The following is a 14,964-nucleotide window of genomic DNA, read 5'->3' on the forward strand; positions in this document are numbered from 1 at the left end:
AACAAAGCTTTATTGTGCCAACCTTTAAACTAGAATAAGCATTTTTTGTAACTTGATGCAATATGCCTAGACATCTATATTGTGGAAGCCTTTTATAAAATCCAAAATGCTAGTGATATTAGCTTGAGCCAATTTTGTGCTTTCGGCTAACTTAGCCGATGTTGAGTTACTCAGATCGTATTTTTTAATCAGGCGCTTGCCGAAGCCTGGGTGGTGATATACGCTGAGTCTTTGATCGCGGGAATTAATTAAGCTCATCTGTGTGGGTATTTGAAAGAAATTGATGCTTTCACCGATTTTTGGAAAAGAACTGGAAATTTTGATTTGGTCTACTTTGCTGATAGCTTGGTTGAGAGCTTTGCTACATAACTGGACGTGTTTAGATTCTTTGACGTTAAGTTTGCCTGCATCGTGGGATTGAATCATTTTCATCAAAGCTATTAGGTTTTTTTGAGTTATGGCAGCGTCGTTAAAAGGAATGATGGCAACGTAAGCGGTGGCAAATAATTTATCGTCGCTGTCCATTTTAAAGGCGAGTACGGTGCGTCTGGAGCTGACTTCGATCGTGGGAGGCTGACTTAAACTCGGGTATTGTTGGGCAATTTGGTAATAAGTTGCTGCTAGTGCAAAATGAGCGCCTTGATCTAAGGGCGAGTCAATCACAATCCGAACTGTGGGCAAGGTTTCGTGAAAAAAGTCGTGGGTTCCTCCAGAGTTCAACCAGTAAATTTGGCTGTGGTCGCCGTTGGGGCTCAGATCAACCCACTTGCAGGTCATGCCTTCGGTTTTGATGCCGAGCCGCGAAACTGCGTGAAGTTTCGCTCCGGTTAAGGTGGCTCCGGTTAAGTCGGCTCCAATCCAGTCGGCGCGGATCAGATAGGCATTTGACAGGTCGGCGTGAACTAAGCTGGCATTCAGCAAGTTGGCGTGGCAGAGGTCGGCTCTGCTGAGGTCGGCACCGCTCAATTTGGCTTCGCTGAGGTCTGCCCAGCGGAGATTGCAGCCGCTGAGGATGGCCCAGCGCAAATTAACGCCGCTGAGGTCGGCGCCGCTGAGTACGGCTTGAGTGAGGTTGGCTTGTCTTAGTTCTGTGCCTCGCAAGTCGGCGCCGCTGAGGTCGGCTCGGCTAAGGTCGGCTCCTTGCAGGTTGGCTTGTTCTAGGTTGGCTTCTGTCAAGCACGCGCCGCTGAGGTGAGCGCCTCGAAGGTTGGCTTGAGCGAGGTTGGCTCCTCGAAGGGTGGCTTCGGTGAGGGTGGCGCCGCTGAGGTTTGCGCCGCTGAGGTTTGCGCCGCTGAGTTCGGCTCGAATCAGCTCGGCTCTGATCAGTTTGGCTCCTGTGAGTGTGGCTTTTTTGAGGTCAACTCGCACTAGGTAGGCGACGTTGAGGTCGGCGTCGGTGAGGTTTGCGCCGCCGAGATGGGCGCCGCTGAGTCTGGCGATGTTGAGTTTGGCACCGGTCAGGTCTGTTTTGCTGAGGTTGGCTCCGCTCAGGTTTGCTACACTCAGATTCGCACCCTTGAGGTTGGCTCCGCTCAAGTTGACGCCGCTGAGGTTGGCCTCAGTCAGGTTGATTCCGGCAAAGTTTCTTTCTCCGGCGGCATATTTTTTCAGGAGTTCCTCGACTGTCATGGGGGCGGCACCGTATCAAATATCCCCATTTTATTGCTATGAATATCGGTATTGTAGGACTGGGTTTAATTGGTGGCTCGATCGGGCTGGATTTGCGATCGCGCGGGTTTAATGTTTTTGGGGTTTCGAGTCGGCAGCAGACTTGTGATCGGGCGCAAGCTCGCGGTGTTGTCAATGAAGCCAGCATACACCTGTCTCTAATGGCAGCAGCCGATGTGGTTTTTATTTGCACGCCGCTCTTGTCGATCGAGCCGATCGTCCGAGAGTTGGTGCCCTATCTTTCCCCTGATACTATTGTAACGGATGTCGGTTCCGTAAAAACACCCATAGTGCAGGCCGTGTCTCCTCTGTGGCCAAATTTTGTGGGGGGACACCCGATGGCGGGGACTGCTGAAAGCGGAATTGAGGCGGCGGTGCCGGATTTGTTTGTGGGCCGGCCTTATGTGGTGACGCCGACTGCCCAGACGCCGGCGCTTGCGGTGGATAAGGTTGAGGAAATTGCGCGGTTGCTGGGTGCTAAAGTTTACCGATGTGAGCCGGAAGAACACGATCGAGCTGTGGCTTGGATTTCTCATTTGCCGCTGATGGCGAGCGCGACGCTGGTTGCTGCCTGCGATCTTGAGGGCGCTCGGGATATTGTTAATTTAGCCCAACATTTGGCGAGTTCAGGTTTTCGGGACACGAGCCGGGTTGGGGGCGGCAATCCCGAGCTGGGAGTCATGGTGGCAAAGTACAATCGAGAGGAATTGTTGCGATCGCTCTCTATTTACCGCGACTGTCTCGACGGGTTCATCAGCGATATCGAAGCCGAAAATTGGCAAAGTCTCGAACACAAGCTGAAGCAGACTCAACAAGCAAGACAGAAGTACAACTTGTGAGCCAAAAATTACAACCCAATTCAACCAGTAATTCACATTCTGATTGAGGCGCAAATAGTTGGTGTAGTCGCTAAAATGAAGCGAGTGTTAACGTTTAAAGCCTAGGAACCGGGCTTTTGAGAATTAAAAATTAAACAATGGTAAGGTGCGCGCCGAGCACCCTACTAATTTCTAATTCTCGGCCCTATTTCCCATGCCCCATGCCCTATGAATGATTCTCAAGCATCACCAAATCCATCAAAACCTGTTCATCCCCTAAAGCGGCTGCTAAAGTACGGGCGCCGCTACCGCGTGAAAGCTTGGCTAGCAAGTATTTGTTCGTTGCTGAATAAATTCTTTGATTTAGCGCCGCCAGCATTAATCGGTATTGCCGTTGATGTGGTGGTGAAACAGCAAGATTCTATCCTCGCTCAGTGGGGCATAAAAGATGTCTTTTGGCAACTGGCAATTATCACTCTTGTGAGCGCGATTGTTTGGACGTTGGAATCGGTTTTTGAATATGCCTATGATTATTTGTGGCGCAATTTGGCTCAGGATATTGAACACGATTTGCGTCTGGAAGCTTACAGCCATTTGCAGGAATTAGAATTAGCTTATTTTGAAGAACGCAGCACGGGCGGTTTGATTTCTATTCTCAATGATGATATCAATCAACTCGAACGTTTTTTGGACGACGGCGCTAATGAGGTGATTCAGGTAATTACAACGGTTATTGTGATTGGCGCGGCTTTTTTTGCTGCATCTCCTGGTGTGGCTGGGCTGTCAATGCTACCGATACCTTTTATTATTTGGGGTTCGATAGCCTTTCAAAATCGCCTTGCTCCTCTGTATGCTGACGTGCGGGACAAGGTGAGTTTTCTGAACGGGCAACTGTCGAATAATTTGATGGGAATTACTACTATTAAAAGTTTTACTTCCGAAGATTATGAAATTAAGCGCATCGAAACACAAAGCCAAGCTTATCAGCAAAGCAACCGGCGGGCGATCGTACTTTCGGCAGCTTTTATTCCGCTGATTCGGGTTGTGATTTTCTTGGGGTTTATTGCAACACTATTTCTGGGTGGTTTGGAGGTGGTGGCGGGCCGATTGTCTGTGGGAACTTACAGCGTTTTGGTGTTTCTGACGCAGCGGTTGCTGTGGCCGCTGACTCGTCTGGGAGATACTCTCGATCAATACCAACGCGCCATGGCTTCTACTAATCGGGTGATGCAGTTGTTGGATACTCCGATCGCCATTCGCACGGGCGATATTCGGCTGCCGGTTAGTTCGATTAAGGGCGAGTTGGTATTTAAAAATGTTACCTTTTCTTATAATCAAAGAAAACCGATTTTGCAGTATTTTTCCTTGACTCTGCCGGCGGGAAAAACTACTGCGATTGTTGGGGCTACTGGTTCGGGAAAAAGTACGCTGGTGAAGCTAATTTTGAGGCTGTACGAGGTACAGTACGGCAATATTTATCTCGACGGTATAGAATTAAATAACCTGAATTTAAAAGATTTGCGGAGATCGATCGGATTGGTGAGTCAAGATGTGTTTTTGTTTCACGGTACGGTGGCAGAAAATATTGCTTACGGCAGTTTTGAGACAAGCAATCGAGAGATAGTAAATGCTGCGAAAATTGCGGAGGCTCACGAGTTTATCGCCCAATTGCCGGATGGTTACAACACTATTGTAGGGGAACGCGGTCAAAAATTGTCGGGGGGTCAGCGGCAGCGAATTGCAATTGCCAGGGCTGTTTTGAAGAATCCGCCGATTTTGATTCTTGACGAAGCTACTTCAGCGGTGGATAACGAGACTGAGGCGGCAATTCAGCGATCGCTCGAACGAATTACCAAGAATCGCACTACAATTGCGATCGCCCACCGTCTTTCTACTGTCCGCAATGCCGATTGCATTTGTGTCATGGAAGAGGGGCTGGTGGTAGAATCGGGGCAGCACGAACAACTGATCGAACAGGACGGAATTTATGCGGCGCTCTGGCGCGTGCAATCTGGTATAAGATAGAAACGCAGCGGTTTTGAATAATTGGGAATTGGGAATTGGTAATTGGTAATTGGTAATTGGTAATTGGTAATATCATGTCTGGTAGCATCATAAGTATATGGGCGGGGCGGGTTTATGAGATAATTAGTTTGACAGGTAGATTGTTGGTAAAACCCGCCCCTACGAGATCGAAAATTATCCGATCGCGAATCAACCAGACATGATATAGTTGGTAATTTGAATCCTAACTAATGACAACTGCCAACTGCCAACTGCTAACTGACAACTGACTGCAAAATATTAGTTTATACAAACAAGAAGAGAAAATGTTTCTATTTGATAGCCCTGAGTCCAAACCCAACGAAAATAGCTGGAGCCGCAAATTAGATAAATTCGTGAAAGCTAATCAACATGAATTGGCTGCTTTGGCTTGGGGGCTATTTCTGGAAAGGGGAGAGGAAAGCGAGGAGATTTTAGCAATTGATATTGCAGAAACTGCGCGTTTTGTGTATTGTAAGAAAGAGGCGGTTGAGGAGTTGAACCGTCAAGTAAAAAGTCATATTCAGGAAGTTGTAGGTGTGTTGAACGCTCACAAACCTGAGAAGGAAGTGGCGATTTTGGCGATCGGCGAAGGTCAAATTAAGTTGATTTTTTTTGAACCTAAGCCTGAACCTCCTGTTTGTTTTGAGGAAGCCGCAACAGATGTTGATACATTGTTGGCTAAGCTGGAACAGCAGATGGGTGAATGTATGAAAGGATAATGTAAAATGAATGCAATTGCTGTTCGATACCTGCAGCCCTTACAGTGCTGCGGGGTTCAGGATATCCTGTTTTTTGAGCCGTTGCTCACTTATCAGAATAACCAGCAATCAAAATAACCAGCGGGCGGCGAATTGTCATGAAAAATTTGAGCTTTGTTTAAAGTAGGTACAGCCTCCGCCAATTCTCTACCTACTTTTACCTCAAGCGCCCTGTCTGTTAATGGAAAGGAAAATTGATGGCTATCTTGCAAATGTTTTGCCTTAGCAACAATCTCATCTTTCTCCAAAATCTGGCTGTTGCTACCAATTAAAATGCTATTACTTTCCTGGCAAACACACACGCACACGTGAGAAAACACACTTTGAAAAGTCTTGATTTTATCGGCATAAAACTTATCTCTTTGCAGCATATTTACTAGCACAACTCCCTCGCTTGACAAGCGTTTTTCGCAGAGGTGATAAAATTCTTTGGTGGCTAGGCGGTGCGGAAAGTAGCCGTTGCCAAAAGCTACGTCGATCATGATGATATCGTACTGAGTATCTGATTTTTGCTGCTCTAAATACTCTCTGCCGTCTTGAATTGTTACAGTCAGCCGATCGTCAAACTGCACCCCGAAACACTGTGTAGCTGCTTGGATCGCGATCGGATCGACATCCGTACATTCTATAACAGTTTCCGGCAAATAGTGGTGCAAAACTAAGGGAATTCTGCCGCCGCCAAATCCAGCTATGTAGATTCTTTGAGGTTGGCTTTGCCACACTAAACCCAACATCATCGCCTGAGTATATTCAGACACTAGATGTAAAGGATTGTTTAAATCCAAAACAGATTGTAGTAAATCTGTGTGCTGATTTACTTTTTCTACTAAAGATAGCTTAATGTGTGATCGCTCTTTTGTGACTGCAACATAGTGAACACCAGACTCTTTGCAAAAAATAACTTTGTCTGGCTGTTGCTGCAGCCAAGCCAGCCGCTGTTGAATGGCAGCTAAATTCATAAGTTGCCAATTTTTGCGATCGTCAATCATTTAATACCAAATCCCACTTATTTTTTAGTCTGTACAGGCGGACGAGAGTTTGTGTAAATGCGATTTTAATCGCCGATATGTATAAATTAAGCAGACAGTATCCGTTTATATGCCACCAACTCCAAACCTGAAACCGAAAGTTCCACTTTTTCCCAGTCTTCCTTGTCACCTTCCAACTTTTCAAAGGCTGCTGAGGTGAGCAAAATCTCTCCGCGTTCCGCCAAATCCTCTCCCAGCTTTGATGCCAGATTAAATTCCGATCCGTACATATCCTCTCCTTCCAGCATCAAAACATCGCCACAGCCAATACCAATGCAGAGGTAAATATCCATTTCCGGGGGCAGTGTCGTGTTGACAGCCGCCGTGTGTTTCAAAGAGTCTATCGCAGCTTCCACCGCTGATTTTACATCTGGAAAAACTGCAAAAATATTGTCTGCTTCCTCCTTAACTACAGTGCCACCGTATTCGGAAATTAGCGGTTTGACAATTCCGTGCATCCGGTGAATCATTGCCAAAAAATGAATAATTCCGTAGCGGACTGTCGTGCGCGAAAATCCCGACATATCCATTACTAAAATGGCGTAATTTTTGCGAAAAGTAACATTAATTTTTTCATCAATTTCAGCAATTCTTTCGGGATATTCGTTTCTTTCTTGCAGCAACTTTTCCAAGTTAGCGCGGTTATTTGTTTTCATTTTGGTTTAGTTTAATTAAATTCCCAATCGCGACACAGTTCTTGAGGGCGGCCAGCAGGATGCACTGCACAAGTGATGCCATCCCTGCCGTAATAATAATCGCACACTTTGCAGGGTTTAGTTTGCTCTAATTTTTTCATCAAAATTGCCCGAATTGTCTGGACTCGGTTGCGATACTTGTTGGCATTCGAGTGACTCGGTTCAATTGCCAACGCTTGCTCGAAAGCTGCTAAGCTGGAATCGTACAATTTAATAATTTGAGAACTGTATTTTGTCCAAGCATCGGCATGGCTTTGATACAGTTCGACTGTACTTAAATTTAAAATTCCGTATTCTGTCCAAGCGTCCGCTGAAGCTCGATCGAACTTAATATTGGCATTGAGCAAAACTTTTTTGATCGTTGCCAAAAGTTCCCTTGGCTGCCAAGGTTTGCTAACATAAGCCTCCGCGCGATCGCCCTGGAACCTCGCAAATAAAGCTAACTGCTGTCCCTTGCCTGTTAAAAATACCACGGGTATGTTCCGAGTTTCGGGATTAGCTTTAATTAAACGACAAACCCCGTAGCCGTCCAGACGGGGCATTATGACATCTAATAATACTAAATCAGGGCAATTTTTCTCAAGTTTAGCCAGCGCTTCCACACCGTCAGATGCCTGAATTACATTCAATCCGCTGCATCTCAACTGATGTGAAATGCACTCCCGCTGGCTGCGGGAATCTTCCACCACTAAAACTGTACTCATCACTACCCACCTGGTTTCTGAGGTAAACTTGTTCGCTGCTTCGAGTAACCCTTGCTGAAATCAGTTTACCCGCCTTGGATGAGTTTGTTATCACTGGCAAGCTAAACTTACTCAAATTGCAACAAATCTTAAACTGGGGAGGCAAAGTGATACTTATCAGAAAATGCTGGTTGCTAATACCCGGAAAAATATTCGATATTTGGGCGACAAATATTGGGCTTTTAAGCCTTAATAGCGGCAAAATGTACTGATTTCGGGCGAAAACCTTGTTGAATTGCAACAGATAATCCGCTACTGTATACGTTGAACTTCTGAAGGACGACAAATGAATCGATTGCTCCTCACTTTATTGGTAAGTCCGACGCTGTTTGGATCTGTGATGTCTTTGAGCGCGATCGCAAATCCCGCTCAAATTGGCGAAACACCAGGCAAATCGGCTGATTCGCCCAACTGCGTGCGATCGCCTCACACTCAGCGCCTGACTTGCGTGCGGCTTCCTGGCAAGTCTGCTGCTGCGGCTTCTAAGCCGAGAATTAGTTGGCAGCGCCCGGGCGAAGAACGGGTGGCGATGCTGGATTTTTCGGAAGAAGAAAGTGATGCGGCGGCGGTGCTGTTTGGCTGCGACTGCCAGGCGTGTATCAACAGGCTGCGACAGTTACGCGGTGTGCCGCCTCTGGATCTGACTTGAGGCCGATCGATCAAACAGCATTGGGAGTCAGTCTCAAAAACCTGGTTTCCGATCGCTGCGGGCTTTGGAATGCCTTTAGCTTTCTCACTTTTAAAGAAATTGTAGTCAATTTGTTGCAGGATTTCTAGAGATTTTTTATCTCTCAAAACCGGGTCTCTACTTTTTAGCTAGAACTTGTTTAAGTTGAGCAGTTGCTTGCTCAATTTTTTCTATACTACCTGGGTTGACCAATCCGTAGTAGTCAAAAACGTAAACTCGATTATTTTTTGTGGCTGTTAGTTTATTCCAAAATGAATCAGATTTAAATTGATCTAAAATTCCTTCTCCCCGATCGACTATAATGATTACTTCAGGATTAGCCTCTAAAACCTTTTCCGCTGAAAGCGTCACGTAGCCTCGCATAGGGCTATCTCCTTGCAATTGGGCTGCGACATTTTTCACGTTAAACTTACCCAGCAAATCTCCAGCCCAACTGCTTTGATTCGGCGATAAAATCGGTTGTCTGCTTACCAAAACTAAAGTGGCGGGGCTTTGATTCGGAATGTCTGTTAAAAATGTTTGGTAGCGTTTTAACAGAGGTTCGGGATTCGTATTGAGGGATTTAGCTAAGGTTGTTGTTAACTCTTCTAGGGATTTCCAGCTATCAACTTTAGTGAGTAAAGTTTTAATTCCAAGCTGCTGCAATTTTTGCATTGTTTGGTCATGAAATCCCGACGCACCTACTACCAAATCCGGTTTCAATGCGATGATTTTTTCTAAATTAGGAGGGGTGCGTTCGGCAGTGACTGCGGTAATCCCTGTAAATTTGGGGTTGCTGCTGACTAATGCGCTGCCGGGAATTCCTACAAGTTTGGTTGGGTCGAGTTGATGGATAATATCGGCAGTTAAAGGTGTTAAAGCTACAACTTTTTGTGCTGATTCCCTGTTAGTTGTTTGTGGTTGATTAACTGGCGGCGAAACAGTAGGAGTTGATGGCTGAATTTGGGGTGAAGTGGCGGCGGAGCAAGCGGTAAATGCTAAACTCAGCAACAGGATAGCGGTACGAGAAAACAAAGTTTTGTACATAGTTTAGGCGGGAGTTACAGCAAGTGTAGGCCAGGTTGAGACAGAATTGACGGGAAGTTCGATCGCACGAAATGATTGTTGACTGTTGACTGTTGACTGTTGACTGTTGACTGTTTGGATATTTGAACAATACCGATGCAACCGGAAACGATCGGATGGGAAGTTCGATCGCACTTTAGCGCTTAATGATTTAAATATCAATAGTTTACGGTAGATTTTGTATAAAAAACCGCCTTTCTTGCCTGCACTCGGATTTTTTAAGTATCTCTTAAGTTTTATTCTACCCTTTAGAACCACTACTAGGCAATAGTTTAAAGCCTGTGGCACTCAGTATAGAATAGCGGATTGGGGCAATAAGTTAATAGAAATAATTCTGAATAAGTTTGGAACTTAGTGCGAGGAAAAGGTTATACTTATCATAAAAGTATTAAGTGTGAAGAGTGGGAGCGATCGCACAAATCTGCAAGCCTACAGAAGTTTCTAAAATGATAGCTTCTACGCCAAAAATTTTAGCTAAATTATTAGGAGTTAAAACTTCTGCGGGAGTTCCTACACAAAAAAGTTCCCCTTTATTTAACATGGCAATCCGCGAACTGTACCTAGCCGCTAAATTAATTTCATGCAGCACCGTAATAATCGTCAATTTTTGTTCTAGATTTAGTTGGTTAAGCAGCTCTAACAATTGCAACTGATAGCAAATATCTAAATAAGTAGTAGGCTCATCTAATAGCAAAACTTGCGGATTTTGAGCCAAAGCTAAGGCGAGGAAAGCGCGCTGGCGTTCGCCTCCTGAGAGTTGTTCTACAGGGCGATCGCGAAATTCCTCAATCCCAGTTTGACTGATAGCAACCTCCACCTTTTCCGCATCTTCCTTGCTCAATTCCCACTGCCACCAACCCTGATGAGGAGAACGCCCCAAACTAACTAATTGTCTTACCGTCAAACCTTCAGGTACTGTTTGCTGCTGCGGCAAAATCGCTAATTTTTGAGCGACAACAGCCGCAGGTTGAGTATGAATTGCTTTGCCATCAAGCAACACACTTCCTTGCTGCGGAGTTAGGATGCGGCTAACTAACTTCAAAAAAGTAGACTTACCAGAACCGTTGGCACCGATGAGACTCAACCACTCACCAGGTTGTAAAGATAAAGTGATGTTGTGGGCGATCGCAACTTCGCCGTAACCACCAGTTAAATTTTGAATTTCTAAAGACATAAGATACAGTTGACAGTTGACAGTTGACAGTTGACAGTTAACAGTTGACAGTTGACAGCTTGCCCTGAGCTTGTCGAAGGGTTGACAGTTGATAGTTGATAGTTGACAGTTGACAGTTGAAGCGCTAGTGACTAATGACTGATGACTACTGACTAGAACGCCGATAAAGCAGCCAAACAAACAGCGGAGAACCCAACAAAGCCGTAACCGTACCCACAGGCAATTCTACCGCACCCAAACGAGCCAAAAAATCAGCAAAAGTCAACACCCAAGCACCGCCGAGCGCACTCAGCGGCAATACAAACCGATAATCATTACCAACCAACAAACGCACCCCGTGAGGCACAACCAATCCCACAAAACCAATCAATCCGCCGATGCTGACAGCACTCGCAGCTAGCAAAGTAGCAACACCCCCAATCAACAAGCGCGATCGCACCAGCGAAACCCCCAAACCAACAGCTAGATCGTCGCCCAAAGCCAGCAAATTTATCGATCTGCCCAAAAAACATCCTAACAGCAAAGCCGTCAAAATATAAGGTGCAGCCACCTGCAAATCCGACCAACCGCGACCGTTCAAACTACCGATCAACCAATTCAAAGCAGCTTGCAAGCGACTGTCTTCAGCTAACAGCAACAGTGTAGTTTGTATAGCCCCAAAAAGAGAACTCACAGCCACACCAGCTAAAACCAAACGTTCCACAGAAATTCCCGTTTTAGTTTTTCCCAAAAAGTAGACCAGCATCGAAGTTAAAATAGCACCTATCCAAGCCGCCAAAGGCACCCAAGTTTGAAATATTCCCAAAGTCAGCATGGTAATCGCAACCAACCCTGCACCAGCCGAAATTCCTAATACAAAAGGATCGGCTAAACCGTTGCGGAGTAAACCTTGCAGCAAAGCCCCCGACATTCCTAAAGCCGCACCAACAGTCAGCGCTGCGGCAACTCTGGGCAAACGCAATTCCCATAAAATAGTTTGATTGACAGCATCACCTTGGTGCAGAAATGCTTGCCAAAGTTGAGTTGCACTCATCGGCACTGCCCCGAAAGAAAGTGAAAGAGCAACTGTTAACAGCAAACCCAATCCTAAGAATACAACTGCCTGAAAGACTCGATATTTTAACCATATTTTTGGCAAATCCACTCAATTCTACCGCTTTGTTTAATAGTTCCGAATTTATATTATTAACTAGAATAACCTATCTCAACCTTACCTGACACGCTGGCAGTGAATGGGCCGGGCTATCGGCAAACTCTACGGCTGGCAATACAATAATCATGATTATTATTGCAAATTATGCAGGACTTACGCGCTCCCGACAAAGAAACCGGGTTTTTACCCTTACTGCGTACTACGGCGAAGGATTTTTGTAAAAAAACCCGGTTTCTGACCACCCGTGCGTAAGTCCTAAAATTATAGGACTTGCGCGGAAACAACATATCGGGTACTATGAGAATGATTATCACCACCGTGCGATCGCCCGTGGGTTGTGCGTCGCACTTGGTCGCTCGCACGGTGGTTTAGTCTGTGAAGTGCGATCGGGCTACAATTACCTTGCGATGCTTTGCGGCTTTCCAAGTTCAAACAGGGCCTCTACAATTAATAGATGAGGAACAATGACTAATCTCACTGTACAAACCCCAGATTTAATTTACGACATCCCCAAAAGAGGAATGCCCGTAACTATAATTACCGGATTTCTCGGCAGCGGAAAAACAACTTTACTTAATCAAATTCTCAAAAATCGCCAAGACTTAAAAGTGGCAGTTTTAGTTAACGAATTTGGCGATATCAATATCGATTCACAGCTTCTAATTTCTACCGAAGACGATATGGTAGAACTCAGCAACGGCTGTATTTGCTGTACCATAAATGAAGGATTAGTTGATGCCGTTTACCGAGTATTAGAACGGGAAGACCGCATCGACTGCATGGTGATTGAAACCACCGGAGTTGCCGACCCGCTGCCGATTATCCTGACATTTGTCGGCACCGAATTGCGAGATTTGACCCGATTGGATTCTGTACTTACAGTAGTCGATAGCGAAACATTCACACCAGACCATTTTGACAGCGAAGCAGCTTTTAAACAAGTAGCATTTGCAGATATTGTGCTGCTGAACAAAACTGATTTAGCCCCTCAAGCCAAAGTAGAAGAATTAGAAGCTTACATCAGGACAGTCAAGGAAGGAGCGAGAATTCTCCACTCTCAACACGGTCAAGTTCCTTTACCGTTAATTTTGGGTGTAGAGTTGACCTCTGCCGAGGATTTTAACAATCTTGAAACTGAGGAAAAACACGAACACCATCATCACGAACACGAACATCATCGCCACGAACACCACGGACACCACGGACATGAATCTCACCACTTAGACAATGATGGATTTGTATCGCTATCATTTCAGAGCGATCGACCTTTTGATGTCCACAAATTTCAAGAATTTCTCACCGAAAAAATGCCCTACGATGTTTTTCGGGCAAAAGGCATTCTCTGGTTTAAAGACAGTGAGATGAGACACATCTTTCAACTCAGCGGCCCCAGATACGAACTAGATGCAGGTGAATGGCGTTCCATACCTAAAAATCAACTCGTAGTCATCGGCCGCAACTTAGATACAGATGGAATTCTAAAACAGCTCAACAGTTGTTTAGTTTAAGATTTCATCAGTCTATAACTTGGCTGTTTGTAATTGCGAAGGTTCTTCGCAGCTACACGGACTCCACTTTTGCCAAAAGTTGTGGTTTTGGGTTTTTAACCGCAGATGAACGCAGATAAACGCCGATGTTGCAAATCGATCGCACCCGTCGGCAAAATTAAATGTATAATATTAACGCAGTAAACCGCTACGAGTGAATCATGTCCGCAAACACCGCGCTACCCGCAGCCCTAGCTAAAATCGTCCAGCGCTTTCAGCGACACTCCGATCCGAAACAGCGCTACGAACAACTGCTGTGGTATGCCAAGCGACTCCCAGCATTTCCCGAAAGCGATAAACTGCCGGAAAACAAAGTTTCTGGCTGCGTATCGCAAGTTTATATTACTGCAAATTTGGCAGACGGAAAAGTTTTGTATCAAGGCGATTCTGACGCTCAGTTAGTCAAAGGATTAGTTGGGTTGCTGGTGGAAGGTTTGAGCGGATTAACTCCTGCTGAAATTGTCACCATTACCCCAGATTTTATTCAAGACACGGGCTTGAATGTGAGTCTGACACCTTCCCGCGCTAACGGATTTTACAACATCTTTCAAATGATGAAAAATAAAGCCGTTGCTTGCGAATTAACTAATCGAGCCGAAGCAAATTAACAGGATGACTAGCCGTGACCCAAACTACAAATTTAACAACAACCAATTCTAGCAACTATCCGGCGACTGTTCAGGAATATCTCTGGAACTGGAAAGAAACTCAGATAAAAGTTATTTACGAAACCAAAGGACAGGGAAATCCTGTATTGCTGCTGCCGGCATTCAGTACAGTTTCCACGCGAGAAGAAATGCGTCCTTTAGCAGAATTTTTAGCTTCTAACTTTCAAGTGATGAGCTTAGATTGGCCTGGTTTCGGCGAATCGGATCGCCCGCGCACCGACTATAAACCGCAATTATACCATCAATTTATCAAGGATTTTGTTGAGGCAATTTTTAATAAATAGTCCTGTTGCTGTAGTTGCTGCTGGTCACGCTGCGGGTTATGCGATGCAGTTAGCGCAATCAAAGCCGAATGTTTGGTCAAAGATTGTGTTAGCTGCGCCGACTTGGCGCGGGCCTTTGCCGACGATGAGCAAACAGCAAAGCGGGTGGCATGGAATGGTGAGAGAATTAGTACGATCGCCCTTACTGGGACAATTCCTCTACAAACTCAACACTGCGCCTTCTTTCCTGAGTTTTATGTACCGCCGCCACGTCTACGCCGATGCAGGTAAAGTCACGCCGGATTTCATTCAAAGCAAATGGCAAGTGACGCAAAAACCCGGTGCTCGGTACGGTTCCGCTGCCTTTGTGACTGGTGGTTTAGATCCGGCTAAAGTGCGATCGGAATTTACAGATAAATTTCAAAAATTAGCAGTGCCGGTGATGGTTGTAATTGCTGAGAATGCGCCGCCAAAATCAAAGGCTGAAATGGAAGCATTAACGGAATTACCGGGCGTTGAATCGCGAGTTATTTCTGGTTCTTTGGGTATGCACGAAGAAAATGCAGCAGCTTTAGCAAATGCGGTTAAATCTTTTATTTGAGAGGATTAAGAGGGAATGAACCGCAGAGGGCGCAGAGAACGCAGAGTGG

Annotated in this window: 15 protein-coding genes; 8 read left to right on the forward strand and 7 right to left on the reverse strand. The window is 45.5% G+C overall.

The genetic code is table 11. The annotated features are described in order from the left end of the window. Nucleotides 1-66: 66 nt before the first annotated feature. Complete coding sequence (locus QUA44_RS18490; RefSeq protein WP_333253075.1) at nucleotides 67-1,629, reverse strand: pentapeptide repeat-containing protein; 1,563 nt, start codon at nucleotides 1,627-1,629, stop codon at nucleotides 67-69. 38 nt (nucleotides 1,630-1,667) lie between these two features. On the opposite strand from QUA44_RS18490, the gene QUA44_RS18495 reads away from it, so the two are divergent. The 3 genes from QUA44_RS18495 to ccmS all read left to right on the forward strand — a co-directional run bounded on the left by QUA44_RS18495 (nucleotide 1,668) and on the right by ccmS (nucleotide 5,251). Next, on the forward strand, nucleotides 1,668-2,507 hold the full coding sequence (locus tag QUA44_RS18495; protein WP_333253076.1) for a prephenate/arogenate dehydrogenase: 840 nt from the start codon (nucleotides 1,668-1,670) through the stop codon (nucleotides 2,505-2,507). Nucleotides 2,508-2,714: 207 nt separating this feature from the next. Next, nucleotides 2,715-4,511: an ABC transporter ATP-binding protein gene (locus QUA44_RS18500; RefSeq protein ID WP_333253077.1), complete on the forward strand. Its 1,797-nt coding sequence runs from the start codon at nucleotides 2,715-2,717 to the stop codon at nucleotides 4,509-4,511. Between the two features lie 305 nt (nucleotides 4,512-4,816). Continuing rightward, the gene (gene ccmS, locus QUA44_RS18505) at nucleotides 4,817-5,251 is read left to right on the forward strand and encodes a beta-carboxysome assembly chaperone CcmS (RefSeq protein WP_333253078.1); all 435 of its coding nucleotides are present in this window, start codon (nucleotides 4,817-4,819) and stop codon (nucleotides 5,249-5,251) included. Between the two features lie 92 nt (nucleotides 5,252-5,343). Here the strand turns inward: ccmS and QUA44_RS18510 are convergent, their stop codons facing one another. The 3 genes from QUA44_RS18510 to QUA44_RS18520 form a co-directional block, all read right to left on the reverse strand. After that, entirely contained in the window at nucleotides 5,344-6,279 is a 936-nt protein-coding gene (locus tag QUA44_RS18510; protein WP_333253079.1) for a fused MFS/spermidine synthase, read from the reverse strand. Nucleotides 6,280-6,365: 86 nt separating this feature from the next. Continuing rightward, the gene (locus tag QUA44_RS18515) at nucleotides 6,366-6,974 is read right to left on the reverse strand and encodes an adenylate/guanylate cyclase domain-containing protein (protein ID WP_333253080.1); all 609 of its coding nucleotides are present in this window, start codon (nucleotides 6,972-6,974) and stop codon (nucleotides 6,366-6,368) included. Nucleotides 6,975-6,985: 11 nt separating this feature from the next. Continuing rightward, nucleotides 6,986-7,717: a response regulator gene (locus tag QUA44_RS18520; protein ID WP_333253082.1), complete on the reverse strand. Its 732-nt coding sequence runs from the start codon at nucleotides 7,715-7,717 to the stop codon at nucleotides 6,986-6,988. A 325-nt stretch (nucleotides 7,718-8,042) separates the two neighbouring features. Between QUA44_RS18520 and QUA44_RS18525 the strand changes: the two genes are divergently transcribed. After that, nucleotides 8,043-8,405 (forward strand): hypothetical protein, encoded by a 363-nt coding sequence (locus QUA44_RS18525; protein WP_333253084.1) that lies wholly within the window; start codon nucleotides 8,043-8,045, stop codon nucleotides 8,403-8,405. 156 nt (nucleotides 8,406-8,561) lie between these two features. Here the strand turns inward: QUA44_RS18525 and QUA44_RS18530 are convergent, their stop codons facing one another. The 3 genes from QUA44_RS18530 to QUA44_RS18540 all read right to left on the reverse strand — a co-directional run bounded on the left by QUA44_RS18530 (nucleotide 8,562) and on the right by QUA44_RS18540 (nucleotide 11,827). Continuing rightward, a complete protein-coding gene (locus QUA44_RS18530; protein WP_333253086.1) occupies nucleotides 8,562-9,470 on the reverse strand; it encodes an ABC transporter substrate-binding protein in 909 nt (302 codons plus the stop codon). 427 nt (nucleotides 9,471-9,897) lie between these two features. Beyond that, nucleotides 9,898-10,683 carry an ABC transporter ATP-binding protein gene (locus QUA44_RS18535; RefSeq protein ID WP_333253088.1) on the reverse strand — a complete coding sequence of 262 codons (786 nt, stop codon included), beginning with the start codon at nucleotides 10,681-10,683 and terminating at the stop codon, nucleotides 9,898-9,900. A 145-nt stretch (nucleotides 10,684-10,828) separates the two neighbouring features. Further along, entirely contained in the window at nucleotides 10,829-11,827 is a 999-nt protein-coding gene (locus QUA44_RS18540; RefSeq protein WP_333253091.1) for an iron ABC transporter permease, read from the reverse strand. Nucleotides 11,828-12,300: 473 nt separating this feature from the next. Here QUA44_RS18540 and QUA44_RS18545 point away from each other — a divergent pair, with 473 nt between their 5' ends. The 4 genes from QUA44_RS18545 to QUA44_RS18560 all read left to right on the forward strand — a co-directional run bounded on the left by QUA44_RS18545 (nucleotide 12,301) and on the right by QUA44_RS18560 (nucleotide 14,915). Beyond that, the gene (locus tag QUA44_RS18545; RefSeq protein WP_333253093.1) at nucleotides 12,301-13,344 is read left to right on the forward strand and encodes a GTP-binding protein; all 1,044 of its coding nucleotides are present in this window, start codon (nucleotides 12,301-12,303) and stop codon (nucleotides 13,342-13,344) included. Nucleotides 13,345-13,544: 200 nt separating this feature from the next. Beyond that, the gene (locus QUA44_RS18550) at nucleotides 13,545-13,991 is read left to right on the forward strand and encodes a SufE family protein (RefSeq protein ID WP_333253095.1); all 447 of its coding nucleotides are present in this window, start codon (nucleotides 13,545-13,547) and stop codon (nucleotides 13,989-13,991) included. 14 nt (nucleotides 13,992-14,005) lie between these two features. Then, nucleotides 14,006-14,335, forward strand: coding sequence for an alpha/beta fold hydrolase (locus QUA44_RS18555; RefSeq protein WP_333253097.1), 330 nt, complete (start codon nucleotides 14,006-14,008; stop codon nucleotides 14,333-14,335). Further along, nucleotides 14,313-14,915 carry a hypothetical protein gene (locus QUA44_RS18560; protein ID WP_333309840.1) on the forward strand — a complete coding sequence of 201 codons (603 nt, stop codon included), beginning with the start codon at nucleotides 14,313-14,315 and terminating at the stop codon, nucleotides 14,913-14,915. Before QUA44_RS18555 ends, QUA44_RS18560 begins: the two co-directional genes overlap by 23 nt. Nucleotides 14,916-14,964 lie beyond the last annotated feature (49 nt).

Origin of the sequence: Microcoleus sp. N9_A2 (genome assembly GCF_036701775.1) — a bacterium.
Classification (GTDB): Bacteria; Cyanobacteriota; Cyanobacteriia; order Cyanobacteriales; family Microcoleaceae; genus Microcoleus.

Excerpts from the sequence above, each read along its gene's own strand:
- QUA44_RS18490 (WP_333253075.1), bottom strand. The coding sequence starts at position 1,629 with ATGACAGTCGAGGAACTCCTGAAAAAATATGCCGCCGGAGAAAGAAAC.
- QUA44_RS18495 (WP_333253076.1), top strand. The coding sequence starts at position 1,668 with ATGAATATCGGTATTGTAGGACTGGGTTTAATTGGTGGCTCGATCGGG.
- QUA44_RS18500 (WP_333253077.1), top strand. The coding sequence starts at position 2,715 with ATGAATGATTCTCAAGCATCACCAAATCCATCAAAACCTGTTCATCCC.
- ccmS (WP_333253078.1), top strand. The coding sequence starts at position 4,817 with ATGTTTCTATTTGATAGCCCTGAGTCCAAACCCAACGAAAATAGCTGG.
- QUA44_RS18510 (WP_333253079.1), bottom strand. The coding sequence starts at position 6,279 with ATGATTGACGATCGCAAAAATTGGCAACTTATGAATTTAGCTGCCATT.
- QUA44_RS18515 (WP_333253080.1), bottom strand. The coding sequence starts at position 6,974 with ATGAAAACAAATAACCGCGCTAACTTGGAAAAGTTGCTGCAAGAAAGA.
- QUA44_RS18520 (WP_333253082.1), bottom strand. The coding sequence starts at position 7,717 with ATGAGTACAGTTTTAGTGGTGGAAGATTCCCGCAGCCAGCGGGAGTGC.
- QUA44_RS18525 (WP_333253084.1), top strand. The coding sequence starts at position 8,043 with ATGAATCGATTGCTCCTCACTTTATTGGTAAGTCCGACGCTGTTTGGA.
- QUA44_RS18530 (WP_333253086.1), bottom strand. The coding sequence starts at position 9,470 with ATGTACAAAACTTTGTTTTCTCGTACCGCTATCCTGTTGCTGAGTTTA.
- QUA44_RS18535 (WP_333253088.1), bottom strand. The coding sequence starts at position 10,683 with ATGTCTTTAGAAATTCAAAATTTAACTGGTGGTTACGGCGAAGTTGCG.
- QUA44_RS18545 (WP_333253093.1), top strand. The coding sequence starts at position 12,301 with ATGACTAATCTCACTGTACAAACCCCAGATTTAATTTACGACATCCCC.
- QUA44_RS18550 (WP_333253095.1), top strand. The coding sequence starts at position 13,545 with ATGTCCGCAAACACCGCGCTACCCGCAGCCCTAGCTAAAATCGTCCAG.